This window comes from Nonomuraea fuscirosea, from assembly GCF_035917475.1.
Classification (GTDB): Bacteria; Actinomycetota; Actinomycetes; order Streptosporangiales; family Streptosporangiaceae; genus Nonomuraea; species Nonomuraea fuscirosea.
On the sequence record NZ_CP109074.1, the window covers coordinates 10,627,225 to 10,645,952 of the forward strand.

The following is an 18,728-nucleotide window of genomic DNA, read 5'->3' on the forward strand; positions in this document are numbered from 1 at the left end:
GAGCGTCCCTGGTCGGGCGGAAAGGGACTGCCATGCGCTCGTCCACCCTTTTCCGTCGCATCAACCGGCACCCCGTGCCTTCGCGGGTTCCACACCAGCTCGGCAAGACCGTACGCGAGGTGTGCGTGCCTCCCGTCGACTCGATAGTCGAGTTCGGCGCCTACGTAGAAGGCGAGAAGATCGCCGCCACCGGCATCGTCGAGGCGCTCGACCTCGTCCGCGAGCACAACAAGAGCTCCGACGGCGTCAACGCGTTCGTCTGGGTCGGATTGCACGAGCCCGAGGCCCCCGAGGTGGAGTGGCTGGCCGAGGTCTTCGGGCTGCACCCGCTGGCCGTCGAGGACGCCGTCAAGGCCCACCAGCGGCCGAAGGTCGAGCGGTACGGCGAGTCGCTGTTCATGGTGCTCAAGACCATCGCCTACCTCGATCACGACGAGCTGACCGCCAACAGCGAGATCATCGCCACCGGCGAGATCATGGTGTTCCTCGGCGTGGACTTCGTGGTCACGGTGCGGCACGGCGAGCACTGCCCGCTCACCGGCGTCCGCGAGCGTCTCGAAGACGAGCCCAAGCTGATGGACCGGGGCCCGGCCGGTGTCCTGCACGCCATCTCCGACCACGTGGTCGACCAGTACCTCCAGGTGGCCGACCTGATGCAGCTGGAGCTCGAAGAGGTCGAGGCGACCGTGTTCGCCGACGTCAGCTCCCGTGACATCAACCGGATCTACCAGCTCAAGCGCGAGATGCTGGAGATGAAGCGGGCCGTCACCCCGCTCCAGGCCCCGCTGTCGGCGCTGCCCCAGCGCCGGGTCGTCCCCTCCGCCATGCGCGAATACTTCCGCGACGTCGGCGACCACCTGTCGCGCGTGTGCGAGCAGGTCGAGGCCTCCAACGAGCTGTGCAGCTCGATCCTCCAGGCCGCGCTGGCCCGCTCGAACGCGCTGGCCAACGAGGACATGCGCAAGATCTCCTCCTGGGTGGCCATCCTGGCCGTGCCCACGATGATCGCCGGCATCTACGGGATGAACTTCGACTTCATGCCGGAGACCAAGCAGATCTGGGGCTATCCGGCCGTGCTCGCGGTCATGATCACGGCCTGCGTCCTGCTGCACCGCGGCTTCCGCCGCAACGGCTGGCTCTGACCCCGGGGCTTTCGCGCCTACCTCGATGAACCGGCGGAGCCTCAGACACTCACGGGCCTGAGCGGGGCGACCGGCAGGGGCAGCTCCAGCCCCCGCTCCCGCCACAACTCCCGCATCCGGTCGGGATAGTCGGTGACGATCCCGGCCGCCCCCAGGTCCAGCATCCTGGCCGCCAGCTCGGGCTGGTTGACCGTCCAGACCGCCACGTCGAGCCCGGCCGCCTCGGCCTGCGCCATCAGGCTCTCGTCCACCATGATGTGCTCGGGCGAGAGCGTGGTGGCCCCGGCCGCGCGCGCCGCGGCGGGCACGTCGTCGCCCACGCCGTCGTTCCAGTGCAGGGTGTCCAGCTCGATCAGTGCGAAGCGCCGCGTGCCCGGCGCCAGCTCGGCGGCGTGCCTGATGATCCGCCAGTCGAAGCTGAGGATGGCAACGTTGTCGAGCCGGCCGTGCCGGTCGAGCTCCTCGACGACCAGCTCGGTGAACTGCTCGGGGTCGGCGGTGAGCTCCGGCCGCGTCGGGTCGGACTTCAGCTCGACGTGCAACCGTACGCTCTCCGCCTCGTAGGCGTTGACCAGACCCAGCACCGCGCCGAGCGTCGGCATCCGGGTCTCGGGCATGGGGACCTGCGTCAGGGCGAACGGGTCGTCGGGGTGGCGCGGCAGCCGTACGCCGACGTCGAGCGTGCGCAACTGCGCCAGGGTCAGCGCGTTGATGGGCTTGCCGACGTACGGGTAGAGCGGGTCGCCGGCGTAGATCGGACGCCGGTCTGCACTGGTCACGGCGGACACCGTGAGGTCGTGCGTGAGCACGAGGCGCCGATCGGCGGTGAGCGCGACGTCGAGCTCGAGCGCATGAACGCCCAGCTCCATCGTGCGGCTCATGCCCGGCAGGGTGTTCTCCGGCCAGAGGCCGCGAGCCCCCCGGTGACCATGTATCTCAACGCGCACAACCGGGACCCTACCTGGCTCGGGGCATGACCAGGCGCCGCCACGCCGTGTCCTTTTTATCCTGCTACGCCCGGTCGGATGAATCTGGGCAGACAATAGGCTGTTCTCTATGACGGAGGTTCTCAAACAGGCCCATTTCCCCCTAGTTCGGGCATGGGTTGAAGGGTGGGTCATCTCCCGCAGCGTCCCCCGGCCCGTACGCGAGCCGTGGGGCCTGCGCGTGGACGTCGGCCTGCCCGGTCACGTGGCCCGCCACGTCCTGGCCGCCCCGACGCCCGAGATCCTCGGCCACCTGACGGGCACCCTCACCGTGCCGGGCACCTGGCTCAAGCTGTGCGCCCCGGTCGAGTCCGTCGCCCCGCACCTGCCGCCCGGCTGGGCCGTGCAGGACCCCGAGTTCATGATGACCACCCCGCTCGTCCGCGACGCCCCCGCCGTTCCCCCCGGCTACACCCTGGCCGTCACCACCCGCTCAGGCGTCACCGCCGCCCGCCTGCTCACGGAGGCGGGGGAGGTGGCGGCGCGGGGCCAGTTCGCGGTCGCCGGCACGACGGCGGTCGTGGACCAGGTGGAGACGGCGGCCGGCCACCGCCGCCGCGGCCTCGGGACGATCGTCATGAAGACGCTCGCGGCCACGGCGGCCCTCAGAGGCGCCCGCACCGGCGTCCTGGTCGCCACCGCCCAGGGCCAGGCCCTGTACGAAACCCTCGGCTGGCACCTGCACACCCCGGTAACCGCCGCCGTCCTGACCTGACCCTCCCACCCGCCGCCGGGATCACCGGCGGCCAGGGGAGCCCTCAGACCAGGGGGCGGACCACGACGGTCTGGTCGCGGCCGGGGCCGACGCCGATGGCGGAGATCGGGGCGCCGCTCATCTCCTCCAGCGTCCGCACGTACGCCTGCGCGTTCGGCGGCAGGTCGTCGAACGACTTGGCGCTGGTGATGTCCTCCTGCCAGCCCGGGAACTCCTCGTAGATCGGCTTGGCGTGGTGGAAGTCGGTCTGCGTCATCGGGATCTCGTCGTGCCGGACCCCGTCCACCTCGTACGCCACGCACACCGGGATCCGCTCCAGGCCCGACAGCACGTCGAGCTTGGTCAGGAAGTAGTCGGTGACGCCGTTGATCCGGGTCGCGTACCGGGCGATCACCGCGTCGAACCAGCCGCAGCGGCGGTTGCGGCCGGTCGTGACGCCGTACTCGCCGCCGGTCTGGCGCAGCCACTCGCCCATCTCGTCGGTCAGTTCGGTCGGGAACGGGCCGGAGCCGACGCGGGTGGTGTACGCCTTCAGGATGCCGATGATCTTCGTCAGCCGGTTCGGCGGGATGCCGGCGCCCGCGCACGCCCCGCCCGACGTGGGCGAGGACGACGTGACGAACGGGTACGTGCCGTGGTCGATGTCGAGCAGCGTGCCCTGCCCGCCCTCCAGCAGCACGAACTTCTCCTCGTCCAGCGCCTTGGCCAGCACCAGTGAGGTGTCGGCGATGTGCGGCTTGAGCCGCTCGGCGTAGGCGAGGTACTCCTCCAGGACGGCCGCCGGGTCGATCCCGCGCCGGTTGTAGACCTTGGTGAGCACCTGGTTCTTCTCGGTCAGGGCGACCTCGATCTTCTTGGCCAGGATGCCCGGGTCGAGCAGGTCCTGCACGCGCACGCCCATGCGGGCGATCTTGTCACCGTACGCGGGACCGATGCCGCGCCCGGTGGTGCCGATCTTGGCCTTGCCGAGGTAGCGCTCGGTGACCTTGTCGAGGGCCTTGTGGTGCGGCATGATCAGGTGCGCGTTCGACGAGATCAGCAGGCGTTCGGCGGAGATGCCCCGCTCGGCCAGCCCGTCGATCTCGCTGAGCAGCACGCCGGGGTCGATCACCACCCCGTTGCCGATGACGGGGACCACCTCCGGCGACAGGATCCCGGTGGGCAGCAGGTGCAGCGCGTACTTCTGGTCACCGATGACCACGGTGTGTCCCGCGTTGTTGCCACCCTGATAGCGGACGACGTAGTCGACGTCGCCACCGAGCAGGTCGGTGGCCTTGCCCTTGCCCTCATCGCCCCACTGGGCACCAACGAGAACGGCAGCCGGCATGGTTCAGTCTCCCGAGCACAAAACGAAAACCCCTGACGCAAGCGCGGCAGGGGCTCTTGCGTAGAGAGACTACCCGAACGTGTCTATTCGTCCCAAGAGCTATCCCTTGGTCAGCGCGTCGAACCCCGTTTCCGTGCTGTCCTTGAGGAACTGCAGACACCGTTCGGCCTCGTCCTTCTCACCGATCGCCTGGGCGGCGCGGGACAACGCGTACAGGCAGCGCAGGAAGCCCCTGTTGGGTTCGTGCTCCCACGGGATGGGCCCATGGCCCTTCCAGCCGCTGCGGCGCAGCGCGTCGAGCCCGCGGTGGTAGCCCGTACGGGCGAAGGCGTAGGAGGTGACGGCGTGGCCCTGCGCGAAGTATTCCTCCGCGAGCGCGGCCCACGCCGCCGGGTAGGCGGGGAAACGAGCGGCGATGTCGGAGGCTTTGACCCCGGACTCCAGCGCCTCCCTGGCCTCGGGCAGGTCCGGCAGGTGAGTCGGGGGCGGCCCGGCGAGAAGGTTATCCATAGGACAAGTCATACCCGCCGAGCCGCTGAACTGGCTAGGAGATCTTCGTCCCACTGCTCTTGAGGCTCTGGCACGCCTCGACGACGCGGGCGGCCATCCCGGCCTCCGCGGACTTGCCGTACGCGCGCGGGTCGTAGGCCTTCTTGTTGCCGACGTCACCGTCGACCTTGAGCACGCCGTCGTAGTTCTTGAACATGTGGTCCGCGATCGGGCGGGTGAAGGCGTACTGGGTGTCGGTGTCGACGTTCATCTTGACCACACCGTAGGAGATGGCCTCCTGGATCTCCTCCAGCAGCGAGCCGGAGCCGCCGTGGAAGACCAGGTCGAACGGCTTGTCCTTGCCGTACTTGGCGCCCACCGCGTCCTGGATCTCCTTGAGCACGCTCGGCCGCAGCTTGACGTGGCCGGGCTTGTAGACGCCGTGCACATTGCCGAACGTGGCCGCCAGCATGTAGCGGCCCTTCTCGCCGATGCCCACGGCCTCGGCGGTGGCCAGCGCGTCTTCGGCCGTGGTGTAGAGCTTCTCGTTGATCTCGCCGACGACGCCGTCCTCCTCACCGCCGACGACGCCGATCTCCATCTCCATGATGATCCGCGCCCTGGCGCACTTGTCGATGAGCTCCTTGGCGATCTCCAGGTTCTCGTCCAGCGGTACGGCGGAGCCGTCCCACATGTGCGACTGGAACAGGGGGTCGAGGCCCTTGGCCACCCGCTCCAGCGAGATGTCGATCAACGGCCGCATGAAGCCGTCGAGCTTGTTCTTCGGGCAGTGGTCGGTGTGCAGGGCGACCGTCACGGGATATTTGGCGGCCACGACCCGCGCGTACTCGGCCAGTGCCGTCGCGCCCGTGACCATGTCCTTGACCGTCGCGCCCGAGAGGAATTCGGCGCCGCCCGTCGAGACCTGCACGATGCCGTCGCTCTCGGCCTCGGCGAAGCCGCGCAGGGCGGCGTTCAGGGTCTGCGAGGAGGTCACGTTGATCGCCGGGTAGGCGAATCCGCCGGCCTTCGCCCGGTCGAGCATCTCAGCGTAGACCTCTGGAGTCGCAATAGGCATGATTCATCTCCCTGAGAAGTTACGGCTTCGCGCCAGGGCCCAGTATCCCGGCTCCCTACCCGCTGTGGTAGTGACAACGCCCCTCGGATGGTCATGTCGCGCATGCCCGCTACCAGAATTGTCGGCAGTGCTCCGGGCTTCAGCCCGGGGTGGAGCCGACCGTCCCGCGTAGCGGGGTAAGAGCAGCCGATTCGCCGCCGGGCGGACCGGCGTCCACCCGCTCAGACGGGTCGGTTCTGCTACTCGATGTACTGGCGCAGGACACTGGTCGGCAGATGGGCGTGGAGCGCGAAAACGCGGTGTCTGCCTGTTCTGATATCGCCGTAGCCGGCCATAACCCGACTGTATGGTGATCGGGTGCAGTTGCGGTACGCCTACCGGATCGACCCGTCCCCCACCCAGCGGATCGCGCTGGGCCGGGCGTTCGGGTGCGCCCGGACGGTGTTCAACGACGCACTGCGCATGCGCAACGACGCCCATGAGAACGGGTTGCCGTTCGTGAGCGACGCCGAGCTGTCGCGCCGGGTCATCACCGAGGCGAAGAAACGCCCCGATCGGGCGTGGCTGGGCGAGGTGTCGGCCGTGGTGTTGCAGCAGGCGCTCGCCGACTGCACGACGGCGTTCCAGAACTTCTTCGCATCGGTGTCGGGCAAACGCAGAGGCCCGAAGCTCGCCCCGCCCCGGTTTCGGTCCCGCAAGGACAACCGGCAGGCGATCCGGTTCACCAGGAATGCCCGGTTCAAGGTGAGCCAGAACGGGAAACTCGTCCTGCCGAAGATCGGCGAGATCGCGGTGCGCTGGTCACGGGACCTGCCTGCCGACCCGTCCTCGGTCACGGTCGTCAAGGACGCCGCGGGCCGGTACTTCGCCAGCTTCGTGGTCGAGGTCACCGCGCAACCGCTGCCCGGCATCGAAGCCGAGACCGGGATCGACCTCGGGCTCGGGCACTTCGCCGTCCTGCCGGACGGAAGGAAGATCGGCTCTCCGCGCTTCCTGCGCCGGGCGGAGAAACGGCTGAAGAAGGCTCAACGCGTCCTGTCCCGGAAAGAGAAGGGCGGCAAGAACCGCGACAAGGCCCGGCACAAGGTCGCCCGCGCGCACGCACGGATCGCCGACGCCCGCCGCGAGTTCCACCACCAGCTCTCCACGCAGATCATCCGCGAGAACCAAGCGGTGTTCGTGGAGGACCTGGCGGTGGGCGGGCTGGCGCGCACAAGGCTGGCCAAGAGTGTGCACGATGCCGGGTGGTCGGCGTTCGTGAACATGCTGGAGTACAAAGCGATACTGTACGGCAGGACCTTCGCCAAGGTCAGCCGATGGTTTCCATCCTCCAAGCTGTGTTCAGCGTGTGGAGCCGTGACCGAGGCGATGCCTCTGCGGGTCCGGGAATGGACCTGCGCGTGTGGCGCGGTTCACGACCGCGACATCAACGCTGCGATCAACATCCTGGCCGCCGGACGGGCGGACAGGCTAAACGCCTGTGGAGGGCCGGTCAGACCATCCTTCGGGATGGCACAGCCCCGCGAAGCAGGAAGCCACGGCAGTGCCGCCGCGTGAACGGGGCGGCACAGGCCAGAATCTTCGGGCTTCAGCCAGAAGAGCTCGTCAATAGTAGGCTCTCGGCGTGGACTGGCTCTTGAATCTCCTCGACCCGACATGGTGGCTCACCATTCTCGGTGCATTCGCCACCATCGGCGTTCTCGCGATCATCTTCGCCGAAACGGGTTTGCTGCTCGGGTTCTTCCTGCCCGGCGACTCGCTGCTCGTGGCCGCGGGGATTTTCAGCTCGGCCTCGGTGGCGGCGGGAATGAACATCGCCCCCCTGTCCCTGCCCGTGCTGCTGATCGGCACGCCGCTGTGCGCCGTCGCCGGCGCCCAGCTCGGGCATTTCCTGGGCGCCCGGTTCGGCCGCCGGCTCTTCGACAAACCCGATTCGCGGTTGTTCAAGAAGGAGCACGTGCTGCGGGCGGAGGAGTTCTTCGAGAAGTTCGGGCCCGCCAAGGCGGTGATCCTGGCCAGGTTCGTGCCGATCGTCCGCACGTTCATGAATCCGGTCGCGGGCGTGCTGGAGATGAGCTCCAGGCGATTCTTCATCTGGAACGTGGTCGGCGGCGTCGTCTGGGTCGAGGGCCTCATCCTGCTCGGCCATTTCCTCGGCGGCCAGGTCGACCCGAAGCAGATCGACAAGTACATCCTGCCGGGCGTGTTCGTGATCGTGTTCATCTCGCTAATCCCGATCTTCGTGGAGGCGATCAAGCACCGCAGAGCGGCCAGGTCGCTCCCCGTGCCCAACGGCAAGCACCACCGCGTGGGCCAGGCGGGCGACAACCAGCTCTGAGCCGGCGCCGACGGCGGTGGGGCGGAGGATCATCAGCGGGTACGCTGCCCACTGTGGGACGCCACAGCTCAGAACCGATGGGCATCGCCCGATTAGCGCTCCTCCTGGTGGGGGCGGGGGTCGTGGTGACACTGCTGGTCATCGGCGGTGTCGCGCTGGTCGGCTCGGACGCCACGGCACCGCCCGAGCGTGAGCCCGCCTCAGCCCCGGCCACGGACACCACCGCCGAGGCCGCGGAACCGGCTGCCACCGCGCAGGCGCCGACCGTCCGGATCGAATGCCTCGCGGAGACCTGCCCCCTCGTCACCGTCCGGGTGCCCGGCGGCGACGTGCTGCAGTACCGGGAGATGGGCAGGGGCGAGGAGGTCAGCTACTTCGAGCCGGAGCTCGACGTGGTGCTCAGCGACGCCGGTACGGTGCGCGTCACGGAGAACGGCGAACTACGCGAACAAGGCAAGCCGGGTGCCCGGGAAGCCTTCACCGTCCGGGGCCCGAAAAAGCCCGCCACCCCGGCCGAGTCCGACTCCGACTCCGGCTGATCGCCGTCCGGCCGCCCCTGCCGCCCGGCCCTCCTGGTCGGCGAGTCCCCGTGGTCAGAGGCCGAGTTCAGAGCCCGAGTTCAGAGCCCGAGGTCGGTCAGGGTGTAGGCGGTGCGGTAGTCGAGGCCCTCGGCGTTGACCCGCTCCCTGGCCCCCCGGTCGACGATGGTCGCCACGGCCACCACCTCGGCGCCCGCCTCACGCAGCGCCTCCACGGCCGTCAGCGGTGACGAGCCCGTCGTCGAGGTGTCCTCGACGGCCAGCACCCGCCGCCCCTTGACCTCGGGCCCCTCGATGCGGCGCTGCATGCCGTGCGCCTTCTGCGCCTTGCGCACCACGAACGCGTCCAGCGCACGCCCCCGCGCCGCCGCGGCGTGCAGCATCGCGGCGGCCACCGGGTCGGCCCCCATCGTGAGCCCGCCCACCGCCTCGTAGTCGAGGTCGGCCGTCAGGTCGAGCATCACGTTGCCGACGAGCGGCGCGGCCACCCCGTCGAGCGTGATCCGCCGCAGGTCGAGGTAGAAGTCGGCCTCCTTGCCCGAGGACAGGATGACCTTGCCGTGCACGATGGCCTTGCGCTTGATCTCGGCCAGGAGGTTGTCGCGATCCGTCATGGGTCCAAGCTTATGGTCCTGATCAGCGCCGACGCCCGCCCCCTGCCGCCTCCGGCCAGGCCGTCCCCGGCCGCTCCGCGAGTAAAGCCGCCGACGCGGTTTAGTCATGACGGGGAATGCGGAATGATTGCGCGGGGCAACCCCGCGTAATCGTGAGGTCACTATGGGTGTCGAAACGCCGCAGAGCGATGCAGAGCTGCTTCAGGCGGTAAGGGCGGGTAACGCCGCCGCGTACGGGGAGCTCTACGAGCGCCACGTCGCCGCCGCCCGCGCGCTGACCCGGCAGCTCGTCAGGGGCGCCGAGGTGGAGGACGTGGTCGCGGAGTCGTTCACGAAGATCCTCGATCTCGTGGGCAGGGGCGGCGGCCCCGACTCCGGGTTCCGCACCTACCTGCTCACCGTCGTGCGGCGCACGGTCTACGACCGCTCCAGGGTCGAGAGCCGCCAGGTGACCACGGGCGAGATCGAGCTGTACGACCCGGGCGTGCCCTTCGTCGACCCCGCGCTCGTCGGCCTGGAGAAGTCGCTGATCGCCAGGGCCTTCCTGTCGCTGCCCGAGCGCTGGCGGGCGGTGTTGTGGCACACCGAGGTCGAGCGGCTCAAGCCGGCCGGGGTGGCGCCGCTGCTGGGGCTGTCGGCCAACGGCGTGGCGGCGCTGGCCTACCGGGCCAGGGAGGGGCTGCGGCAGGCGTACCTGCAGCTGCACCTGGGGACGCTGCCGGAGCACGAATGCCGCCCGATGCTGGCCAAGATGGGTGCCTACGTGCGCGGCGGGCTGGCCAGGCGCGACTCCAAGGCGATCGACGAGCACGTGGACGGCTGCGAGGAGTGCCACGGCGTCCTGCTGGAGCTGACCGACGTCAACCGCGGGCTGCGCGTCATGGTCGGGCCCCTCATCGCCGGGCCGCTGTTCGGCGGCTACGCGGCGGCGCTGGCCAGGACGTCCCTCGCGGGCGGCCGAGCGGGCGGCGTGCTGCGGGCGCTCGGGTGGCTGCGGCGGGCGCCGAAGGGGCGGCAGGCGGCGGCGGCCGGCCTCACGATGGGCGTGGCGGCCGCGGTGGCGGCGGCCGCCGTGCTGCTGCCGGTCTCCGGCGAGCGGCCGGTCGTGCGCTCCTCCGAGGCGCCGCGGGTCGCGCAGCCTCCCGCCAAGGACGACCCGGCCCGGGTACGCGTGCGGGTGCCGCCGCCGAGCGAGCGGCCGGCCCAGGTGCCGCCCCCCGTCAGGAAGGACCGGCCGGGACGGGCCCGGCTGCGGGCCACGATCGACGCGCTGGGCTCCCTCGTCCGCGCCCAGCCCGGCATCCTCGCCCTGCGCCTGCGCAACTACGGCGACGCCCCCAGCGCGGAGCTGGCCGCGCAGGTGGACCTCCCGCCCGGCGTCACCCTCGTGCCCTCCGCGCGACGCGGCCACAGTGCGGCGCTCGCGGGCACCGGAGGCACGGTGGGGACGGTGGACGGCTGGGCCTGCCGCCCGGCGGAGGGCGGCGCGCGGTGCGCCAGGAAGGCCCTGGCGGCCGGGCAGGGCACCACGGTGTTCCTGCGGGTGCTGGTGGCCGACGAGGCGCCGCAGGGCCCGGGGCCGGCCGTCCGGATCGCGGCGGGCCCGCTGCGGGTGCTGGCCAAAGCCGAGACGGGGGTACGCGGGTCGGGCGCGCCCGCCAGGTTCGCCACCGACGGCAAGGTGACCGTACGCGCGATCGGCAACGCGCTGCTGAGCTGCCCGCAGGAGCGCGCGGGCTGCCTGGAGGCCAGGCGGCGCGAGGGAGCCCAGCGCGACAACGACCTGTGGCCGATGACCGCGCTCGACCAGGACGACCGCTCCGACACCGCCTCCTCCAGCCGGGCGGAGCTGTCCGTGCCGAAGGGCGGCGAGGTCGTGTGGGCCGGGCTCTACTGGTCGGCGACGGGCGAGCAGGCCGGGCCGATCAAGCTCCGGCCGCCGGGGCGCAAGAAGTACCTGACCGTGCGGCCCGGCCAGGTGACGGTGCGCGAGCTGCCGCTGGGGCCCGTCTACCAGGCGTTCGCCGACGTGAGCGAGCTGGTCGGCGACGCACGCGCGAACGGCACCTGGTGGGCGGCCGACGCCCCCATGAAGGAAGGGGTGTCACGCCATGCGGGATGGAGCCTGGTGCTGATCGTGACCGATCCGGCGGAGTCGTACAGCCAGGCCGTGGTGCTGGACACGGCGGCCGTCGTCGGCGGCGGCGCGCGGCGGCTGCGGATCCCGCTCGGCGGGCTGCGCCCGGCGGCCGCGCCCGCGCGGGTCGAGCTGGTCACCTGGGAGGGCGACGCCGACCTCAAGGGCGACAAGGTCGCGCTCGGGTCCGGCGCGCTGACCCCCGCCGGCGGCGAGCGCGCCCTGTCGAACGTCTTCGACGGCTCGTCGAACGGCGTGGCGGAGATGACGTTCGGCGTGGACGTCGACACGGTCGGCGCGGAGCTCGGTGTGGACCCCGCGCTGACGATCGTCACGGACAAGGACGTGGTCCTGTTCGGGGTCGCCGCGCTGAGTGTGCGGGCGAGGTCGTGACCGCGAATGGGACAAACTGGTACGGTCTGCCTGATTGGTCAGGCGCGGCTATGAGCGAGGGCCGAATCGTCGGGATTAACCCTCGCGCGATCACCTGCTTTCATTACCCTGAGAGAGGGCCGCCGAGTCCGGTCTCTGACGGTGCAGAGCCAGCAAGGTCGGACCACCAGGAAAGGGGCGGTGTCAGTGGATCGCTGTGCGCTGTTCGTGGACGCTGGCTATCTGCTGGCGGACGGGGCGATGGCCGTGCACGGCACACGGCATCGCGAAGCGGTCTCCTGGGACTATCCAGGGCTGCTGCAGCTGATGACCAACCTGTCGCGCGAACGCACCGGCCTGCCGCTGCTGCGATGCTACTGGTATGAGGCGACGGTCGAGGGCCGGCGCACTCCCGAGCACGACGCGCTGGCCGACATACCGGGCCTCAAGCTCAGGTTGTCCCGCATCCGGCCGGGCCGGCGCGAGGGCGTCGACGCCCAGGTGCACCGCGACCTCATGACGCTCGCCCGCAACAACGCCATCTGCGACGCGGTCGTGGTCAGCGGCGACGAGGACCTGGCGCAGGTCGTGTGCGACGCCCAGGACCTCGGCATCAGGGTGAGCGTCATCCACATCGCGGCCGACGGCGGCTGGGCCGTCTCGCGCTCGCTCCGGCAGGAGTGCGACGACCTGGTCGAGCTGGGAGCGGTCCACCTGCGCCCCTATGTCAGCACGCTGACCGGCATCACCGAGTCGTCCAACGGCCACCACCAGCCCGCGAGCAACGGCCACGGCTCCCACTCGCTGCCGCCCGCGCCGCAGCCGTCCCTGCCCCCTTCGTCGCTGCCCTCCACCACGGGCGGCCACACGGGTGGCCACACGAGCAGCCACACCGGCGGCCACACGACCAGTCATACTGGCAGTCATACCGGCAGCCACTCGGGCAGCCACGCGGCCGGCTCGGCCGCCCACAACGGCCAGCCGTCGTCCAACGGGCACTCCGGCGGACGCGCGCAGACGCCGCCGCCCGCGCTGCCGACCTACTCCTACCAGCAGGAGCAGCCGGCCTACCCGCAGGAGCAGCCGCCGCCCGCCGCCCCGGCCACCGGGCCGATCCAGGCGCAGTCCCAGCAGTCCAGCCCCACCACCGGCCAGTTCTCCACCTCGTCCAGCGGCGCCTACCAGCCCGCGCAGCTCGGCCCCTACACCGGGCCGCAGCCGGCCCCCGTCGCGCAGCCCGCGGCCACGGCGGGCGCCACCACGCTGTCCGACGCCGTCAAGGCCGCCCACCGCGAAGGCCACGACTTCGGCGACTCCGTCGCCCGCGACGCGCCCGCGCTGTGGCTGGAGGCGGTCCTGGCGCGCAAACCGCGCATGCCGTCCGATCTGGAGGCGCGGCTGCTGCAGGGATCGTCGTTGCCGATCGACTTCCTGCTGCACGACGAGGTACGCCACGCCCTGCGACGCGGCTTCTGGGACGCTTTGGAACGCGCCCGTCAGTAACGCCCCGGGCGCCCCGCAGGCCGCTGAGAGCGACGTCGCCCGTCGCTGAGGACCGCGCCCGCGGATCGGCCCCGCCCCGTCGTTGAGGCCCGCCTGACCCGGCACACGGAAGCGCCCCCGGGCGGCGGATGTCCCGGGGGCGGAGCGGGAGGGATCAGGAGAGCGCGTCGAAGCCGGCGCGCAGATGACCCAGGCGCTCGTTCAGGTCGGCCAGCGGCACCGACAGCGCCGGATCCTGGGACTTGCGGGCCAGCTCCCTGACCCGGGCCAGCTCGTCCTCCACCGCCGTCAGCCGCCGCGACAGCTCAGGCAGCACCGACGCGTGGTCGCCCGCCCCCGGCGGCAGTTCGCCGTTGACGCGGTCGCGCAGCAGGCTCGCCTGTTCGGCCAGGCGCTTGTTCATGTTGTACAGCTCGGAGAAGACCGACACCTTCGCCCGCAGCACCCACGGGTCGAACGGCTTGGTCAGATAGTCGACCGCGCCCGCGGCGTAACCGCGGAAGGCGTAGTCGGGAGCGCTGTCGACCACGGTCAGGAAGATGATCGGGATGTTGCGGGTGCGCTCCCGCCGCTTGATGTGCGCGGCCGTCTCGAAACCGTCCATGCCGGGCATGCGCACGTCCAGCAGGATCAGCGCGAACTCGGTGTTGAGCAGCGCTTTGAGCGCCTCCTCGCCCGACCTGGCGCGTACGGGCACCAGATCGAGGGAGCTGAGGATGGCCTCAAGCGCGATCAGGTTCTCCTCGCGGTCATCGACGAGGAGGATCTTGGCACGATCCGGCATCGATCACGACCCTTCGGCTGACGAGGCGGACGGCGAGGATTCGGACGCGGAACCCCGCCCGCGGCTGAGCCAGCCGCGCAGGCGTTCGAGCAGGCGGTCCACGTCGACCGGCTTGGGCACGTAGTCGGACGCGCCCGAGGCGATGCTCTTCTCCCGATCGCCCCGCATGACCTTGGCGGTCAGCGCGATGATCGGCAGGTCCGCGAACTGCGGCATGCGGCGGATGGCCGAGGTCGTGGCCCAGCCGTCCATCTCCGGCATCATGATGTCCATCAGTACGAGCGCGACATCCTCGTTCCGTTCGAGCTGCTCGATACCCTCCCGTCCGTTTTCAGCGTAGACGACGGTCGAGCCGTGTCGCTCCAGCACGCTGGTGAGCGCGAAGACGTTACGGATGTCGTCGTCCACGATGAGGATCTTGGCGCCGCTGAGCGGGTCGTCGCCCTGCCACTGGCTGGGCGTCTCGACCGGCGGCTCGACCAGCTCGGGCATCGGCAGGTCGAGCGGCAGCGGCGGCTCGGGCGTGGCGGCGGAGCTGTCGTCCGACGGCGGCGCCATGAGCTGGCGGCGGGTCGCCGCCCCGCCGTCGGTCGCGGCCAGCGGACCGGTGTAGGAGGCCGGCAGGTATAGCGTGAACGTGCTGCCCTTGCCCAGCTCGCTGTCCACGTGGATCTCGCCGCCGAGCAGCCGGGCGATGTCGCGGCAGATCGCGAGGCCCAGGCCGGTGCCGCCGTACTTCCTGCTCGTGGTGCCGTCGGCCTGCCTGAACGCCTCGAAGATGACGTCGCGCTTGTCGGGCGCGATGCCGATGCCGGTGTCGATCACCTGGAACGCCATCAGGTCGTCGGCCTCGTGCAGGGTGTCGTCGTCGAACTCGACCCCCGCCGGCGGCTTCGTGATGCGCAGCTTCACCTCGCCGCGCGGCGTGAACTTCACCGCGTTGGACAGCAGGTTGCGCAGCACCTGCTGCAGGCGCTGCTCGTCGGCGCGCAGCTCGTGCGGCACGTCGGAGTCGACGTCGACGCTGAACGACAGGCCCTTGTCCTGGGCCAGCGGCGCGAACGCGGCCTCCAGCAGGTCGACCATCTTCGGCAGCGACACCTGGATCGGATGGATGTCCATCCGGCCCGCCTCGACCTTCGACAGGTCGAGCATGTCGTTGATCAGCTGGAGCAGCGCCGAGCCCGCGCTGTGGATGGTCCTGGCGAACTCGACCTGCTGCGAGGTCAGGTTGCCCTCGGCGTTCTCGGTCAGCAGCTTGGCCAGCACCAGCAGGCTGTTGAGCGGCGTGCGCAGCTCGTGGGACATGTTGGCGAGGAACTCGGACTTGTAGCGCGAGGACACCGCGAGCTGCTCGGCCCGCTCCTCCAGCGTCCGCCTGGCCTGCTCGATCTGGAAGTTCTGGATCTCGATCGCGCGGTTCTGCTTGGCCAGCAGCGCCGCCTTGTCCTCCAGCTCGGCGTTGGACCTGCGCAGCTCCTCCTGCTGGCGCTGCAGCTCGTCGGAGCGCTCCTGCAGCTCGCGGGTGAGCCGCTGGGACTCGGTCAGCAGGTCCTCGGTGCGGGAGTTGGCGATGATGGTGTTCATCGTGACGCCGATGGTCTCGACGAGCTGGGTCAGGAAGTCGAGGTGCACCTCGCCGAACGGCGTGAACGAGGCCAGCTCCAGCACGCCCAGCACGCGGTTCTCGAACAGGATCGGCAGCACCACGATCTGCGCCGGCGTCGAGCGGCTGAGCCCGCTGTCGATGGTGATGAACTGCGGCGGCACGTCGTCGAGGACGATGTGCCGGCCCTCGGCCGCCGCCTGCCCGACGATGCCCTCGCCGATCCCGAAGCGCTGGCGCGGGCCCCGGTCGGGACGCACGCCGTAGCCGCCGATCAGGATCAGCTCGTGGTCGCCCTCGGGGTCGATGCTGTAGAAGGCGCCGTAGCGGGCCGAGACCAGCGGGGTCAGCTCGCTCATCGTCAGCTTGGCCACTTCGAGCAGGTCGCGGTGGCCCTGCATGAGCCGGGAGATGCGGGCCAGGTTGGACTTGAGCCAGTCTTGCTCCTGGTTGGCCTGCGTGGTCTCGCGCAGGCTGCCCACCATCGAGTTGATGTTGTCCTTCAGCTCGGCCAGCTCGCCCTGCGCCTCGACGGCGATCGAGCGGGTCAGGTCGCCGCGGGCGACGGCGCTGGTCACGGTCGCGATGGCGCGGATCTGCGTGGTGAGGCTCTCGGCCAGCTCGTTGACGCTCTCGGTGAGCCGCTTCCAGGTGCCCTCGACGCCCTCGACCCGGGCCTGACCGCCGAGCTGGCCGTCGGAGCCGACCTCGCGGGCGACTCGGGTCACCTCGGAGGCGAACGAGGACAGCTGGTCGACCATCCGGTTGACGGTGGTCTTGAGGGCCAGGATCTCGCCCTGGGCATCGACGTCGATCTTGCGGGTCAGGTCGCCGTTGGCCACCGCGGTGGTCACCTCGGCGATGTTGCGGACCTGATAGGTCAGGTTGTTCGCCATGGAGTTGACGTTGTCGGTGAGGTCCTTCCAGACGCCCGACACGCCCTTCACCCTGGCCTGGCCGCCGAGCTGCCCCTGCGTGCCGACCTCGCGGGCGACGCGGGTGACCTCGTCGGCGAAGGAGGACAGCTGGTCGACCATGGTGTTGAGGGTGTCCTTCAGCTGCAGGATCTCGCCCTGCGCGTCCACCGTGATCTTCTTCGACAGGTTGCCCTGCGCCACCGCGGACGACACCGCCGCGATCTGGCGCACCTGCGAGGTCAGGTTGTTGGCCATCGAGTTGACGTTGTCGGTGAGGTCCTTCCAGACCCCGGACACGCCGCGCACCTGCGCCTGGCCGCCGAGCTGGCCCTCCGTGCCGACCTCGCGGGCGACTCGGGTCACCTCGGAGGCGAACGAGGACAGCTGCTCGACCATCGTGTTCATGGTCGACTTGAGCTCCAGGATCTCGCCCTGGGCATCGACGTCGATCTTGCGGGTGAGGTCGCCGTTGGCCACGGCCGTGGTCACCTGGGCGATGTTGCGGACCTGATAGGTCAGGTTGTTCGCCATGGAGTTGACGTTGTCGGTGAGGTCCTTCCAGACGCCCGACACGCCCTTCACCTCGGCCCGGCCGCCCAGCTTGCCCTCGGTGCCCACTTCGCGGGCGACGCGGGTGACCTCGTCGGCGAAGGAGGACAGCTGGTCGACCATGGTGTTGAGGGTGTCCTTCAGCTGCAGGATCTCGCCCTGTGCGTCCACCGTGATCTTCTTCGACAGGTTGCCCTGGGCCACCGCCGTCGCCACGGTCGCGATGCTGCGTACCTGGGAGGTCAGGTTGTTGGCCATGAAGTTGACGTTGTCGGTCAGGTCCTTCCAGACGCCCGACACGCCGGTCACCTGCGCCTGGCCGCCGAGCTGCCCTTCGGTGCCGACCTCGCGGGCGACGCGGGTCACCTCTTCGGCGAAGCCGGACAGCTGGTCGACCATCGTGTTGACGGTGTTCTTCAGCTCGAACATCTCGCCCACGGCGTCGACCGTGACCTTGCGGCTCAGGTCGCCCTTGGCCACCGCGGTGGTCACCACGGCGATGTCGCGCACCTGGGCCGCCACGCGCGACGACATCGTGTTGACGGCCTCGGTGAGGTCGCGCCAGCTGCCGGACATGCCGCGCAGGTTGGCGCTGCCGCCCAGCCGGCCCTCGGTGCCCGCCTCGCGCGCCACCCTCGTGACCTCGGAGTTGAACAGCGCGAGCTGGTCGACCATGCCGTTGATGGCCTTGCCCAGCCGGCGCACCTCGCCGCGGGCTGAGCGGTCGAGGTCGATCCGCCGGGACAGGTCTCCCTTGGCCACCGCGTCGATGACGTCGGCCGCGCCACTCACCGGGCTCACCAGGGCGTCGATCAGCATGTTGACCGACTCGACGCTCTCCGCCCACGCGCCGACACCGGGGCCGGGCGTCAGCCGCTCGCCGAAGCGGCCATCCTTGACCACTTCTTTACGCACGCGTACCAGCTCGTTGGCGAGGTGCTCGCGACGGTCGGCCACTTCGTTGAGCAGCAGCCGCACCTCGCTGAGAATGCCGGGAGGCGCATGAGGAACCCGCCGCCGGAAGTCGCCGTCACGCCAGGAGAAGAGAGTCTCCAGGATGGGCACGAGATCCGACTCGGTGTAAGTCCTCTCCTCCGGGCTTGGCGCGGCCTTGGCCGTGGTCATGGGGCCTCCTTCACTCGCACCTGGCTCCGGCGAGTGATTCAAGTCTGTCACGATGAGTAGCTCGTAGTCCTGCCCTTGGATTTACCCCAAGTCAGCGGGAAGTGTGGTAGGCACGTGTGGATGACTGCTTCTCCCCATGCGGTGCTCGCTGCGACGTTCGCGCCCGGCGATACCGCTGTGACGTCTGCGATGAGGTTCACGCGCGAGGTGATGACCGCGTGGGCCACCGGAGGCGTGCTCCATATCGCCGAGCAGGTCGCAGGAGACCTGACCGAACAGGTCGCTGACGAGCCGTTTGAGGTGATTTGGAAGCATTTCGGGGACGCAGTCCAAGTGGAGTTGCGGCAGCGAAACCTTTCCCAGGGCGATCCGAAACCCCCTTCTGTCAACGTAGAGGAATGGGGAGTCACCTTTGCGGGTGATTCCCGTGTCCATTGGGCTAGGCTCACGCTACCTGGCTCCGCGGACCGGGTCGCCGCCGAATGGCTGGAGGAGAGCAGCAGAGGG

14 protein-coding genes are annotated in these 18,728 nt (G+C 70.0%); 7 read left to right on the top strand and 7 right to left on the bottom strand.

Translation table 11 applies throughout. From position 1 onward, the window contains the following. Positions 1 to 32: 32 nt before the first annotated feature. Positions 33 to 1,142 carry a magnesium/cobalt transporter CorA gene (gene corA, locus OIE67_RS48975; RefSeq protein ID WP_106247576.1) on the top strand — a complete coding sequence of 370 codons (1,110 nt, stop codon included), beginning with the start codon at positions 33 to 35 and terminating at the stop codon, positions 1,140 to 1,142. A 41-nt stretch (positions 1,143 to 1,183) separates the two neighbouring features. On the opposite strand, the gene OIE67_RS48980 is transcribed toward corA, so the two are convergent. Further along, positions 1,184 to 2,089 carry a glycerophosphodiester phosphodiesterase family protein gene (locus tag OIE67_RS48980; protein WP_326633532.1) on the bottom strand — a complete coding sequence of 302 codons (906 nt, stop codon included), beginning with the start codon at positions 2,087 to 2,089 and terminating at the stop codon, positions 1,184 to 1,186. Positions 2,090 to 2,198: 109 nt separating this feature from the next. On the opposite strand from OIE67_RS48980, the gene OIE67_RS48985 reads away from it, so the two are divergent. After that, on the top strand, positions 2,199 to 2,843 hold the full coding sequence (locus OIE67_RS48985) for a GNAT family N-acetyltransferase (RefSeq protein ID WP_326633534.1): 645 nt from the start codon (positions 2,199 to 2,201) through the stop codon (positions 2,841 to 2,843). Between the two features lie 43 nt (positions 2,844 to 2,886). On the opposite strand, the gene OIE67_RS48990 is transcribed toward OIE67_RS48985, so the two are convergent. The 3 genes from OIE67_RS48990 to fbaA form a co-directional block, all read right to left on the bottom strand. Further along, positions 2,887 to 4,170 (bottom strand): adenylosuccinate synthase, encoded by a 1,284-nt coding sequence (locus OIE67_RS48990; protein ID WP_106247582.1) that lies wholly within the window; start codon positions 4,168 to 4,170, stop codon positions 2,887 to 2,889. 99 nt (positions 4,171 to 4,269) lie between these two features. Then, a complete protein-coding gene (locus OIE67_RS48995) occupies positions 4,270 to 4,680 on the bottom strand; it encodes a DUF3151 domain-containing protein (RefSeq protein ID WP_219912189.1) in 411 nt (136 codons plus the stop codon). 34 nt (positions 4,681 to 4,714) lie between these two features. Continuing rightward, entirely contained in the window at positions 4,715 to 5,737 is a 1,023-nt protein-coding gene (gene fbaA, locus OIE67_RS49000) for a class II fructose-bisphosphate aldolase (RefSeq protein WP_106247585.1), read from the bottom strand. Between the two features lie 357 nt (positions 5,738 to 6,094). On the opposite strand from fbaA, the gene OIE67_RS49005 reads away from it, so the two are divergent. The 3 genes from OIE67_RS49005 to OIE67_RS49015 all read left to right on the top strand — a co-directional run bounded on the left by OIE67_RS49005 (position 6,095) and on the right by OIE67_RS49015 (position 8,614). Next, positions 6,095 to 7,294 carry an RNA-guided endonuclease InsQ/TnpB family protein gene (locus OIE67_RS49005; protein ID WP_326633540.1) on the top strand — a complete coding sequence of 400 codons (1,200 nt, stop codon included), beginning with the start codon at positions 6,095 to 6,097 and terminating at the stop codon, positions 7,292 to 7,294. A 67-nt stretch (positions 7,295 to 7,361) separates the two neighbouring features. After that, positions 7,362 to 8,075, top strand: coding sequence for a DedA family protein (locus OIE67_RS49010; protein ID WP_245956243.1), 714 nt, complete (start codon positions 7,362 to 7,364; stop codon positions 8,073 to 8,075). Between the two features lie 53 nt (positions 8,076 to 8,128). Further along, entirely contained in the window at positions 8,129 to 8,614 is a 486-nt protein-coding gene (locus tag OIE67_RS49015; RefSeq protein WP_326633544.1) for a hypothetical protein, read from the top strand. Positions 8,615 to 8,694: 80 nt separating this feature from the next. Here the strand turns inward: OIE67_RS49015 and pyrE are convergent, their stop codons facing one another. Then, entirely contained in the window at positions 8,695 to 9,228 is a 534-nt protein-coding gene (gene pyrE, locus OIE67_RS49020) for an orotate phosphoribosyltransferase (RefSeq protein ID WP_106247592.1), read from the bottom strand. 163 nt (positions 9,229 to 9,391) lie between these two features. On the opposite strand from pyrE, the gene OIE67_RS49025 reads away from it, so the two are divergent. Continuing rightward, positions 9,392 to 11,758 carry a sigma-70 family RNA polymerase sigma factor gene (locus OIE67_RS49025; protein ID WP_326633547.1) on the top strand — a complete coding sequence of 789 codons (2,367 nt, stop codon included), beginning with the start codon at positions 9,392 to 9,394 and terminating at the stop codon, positions 11,756 to 11,758. A 180-nt stretch (positions 11,759 to 11,938) separates the two neighbouring features. Further along, on the top strand, positions 11,939 to 13,240 hold the full coding sequence (locus OIE67_RS49030; protein ID WP_407674792.1) for an NYN domain-containing protein: 1,302 nt from the start codon (positions 11,939 to 11,941) through the stop codon (positions 13,238 to 13,240). A 154-nt stretch (positions 13,241 to 13,394) separates the two neighbouring features. On the opposite strand, the gene OIE67_RS49035 is transcribed toward OIE67_RS49030, so the two are convergent. After that, complete coding sequence (locus OIE67_RS49035; protein ID WP_106247597.1) at positions 13,395 to 14,024, bottom strand: response regulator; 630 nt, start codon at positions 14,022 to 14,024, stop codon at positions 13,395 to 13,397. A 3-nt stretch (positions 14,025 to 14,027) separates the two neighbouring features. Further along, on the bottom strand, positions 14,028 to 18,221 hold the full coding sequence (locus OIE67_RS49040; RefSeq protein ID WP_326633550.1) for a HAMP domain-containing protein: 4,194 nt from the start codon (positions 18,219 to 18,221) through the stop codon (positions 14,028 to 14,030). Between the last annotated feature and the right edge of the window lie 507 nt (positions 18,222 to 18,728).

Bases quoted from the DNA above. Each gene is read 5' to 3' on its own strand.
- corA (WP_106247576.1), top strand. From the start codon at position 33: ATGCGCTCGTCCACCCTTTTCCGTCGCATCAACCGGCACCCCGTGCCT.
- OIE67_RS48985 (WP_326633534.1), top strand. From the start codon at position 2,199: ATGACGGAGGTTCTCAAACAGGCCCATTTCCCCCTAGTTCGGGCATGG.
- OIE67_RS48990 (WP_106247582.1), bottom strand. From the start codon at position 4,170: ATGCCGGCTGCCGTTCTCGTTGGTGCCCAGTGGGGCGATGAGGGCAAG.
- OIE67_RS48995 (WP_219912189.1), bottom strand. From the start codon at position 4,680: ATGGATAACCTTCTCGCCGGGCCGCCCCCGACTCACCTGCCGGACCTG.
- fbaA (WP_106247585.1), bottom strand. From the start codon at position 5,737: ATGCCTATTGCGACTCCAGAGGTCTACGCTGAGATGCTCGACCGGGCG.
- pyrE (WP_106247592.1), bottom strand. From the start codon at position 9,228: ATGACGGATCGCGACAACCTCCTGGCCGAGATCAAGCGCAAGGCCATC.
- OIE67_RS49025 (WP_326633547.1), top strand. From the start codon at position 9,392: ATGGGTGTCGAAACGCCGCAGAGCGATGCAGAGCTGCTTCAGGCGGTA.
- OIE67_RS49035 (WP_106247597.1), bottom strand. From the start codon at position 14,024: ATGCCGGATCGTGCCAAGATCCTCCTCGTCGATGACCGCGAGGAGAAC.
- OIE67_RS49040 (WP_326633550.1), bottom strand. From the start codon at position 18,221: ATGACCACGGCCAAGGCCGCGCCAAGCCCGGAGGAGAGGACTTACACC.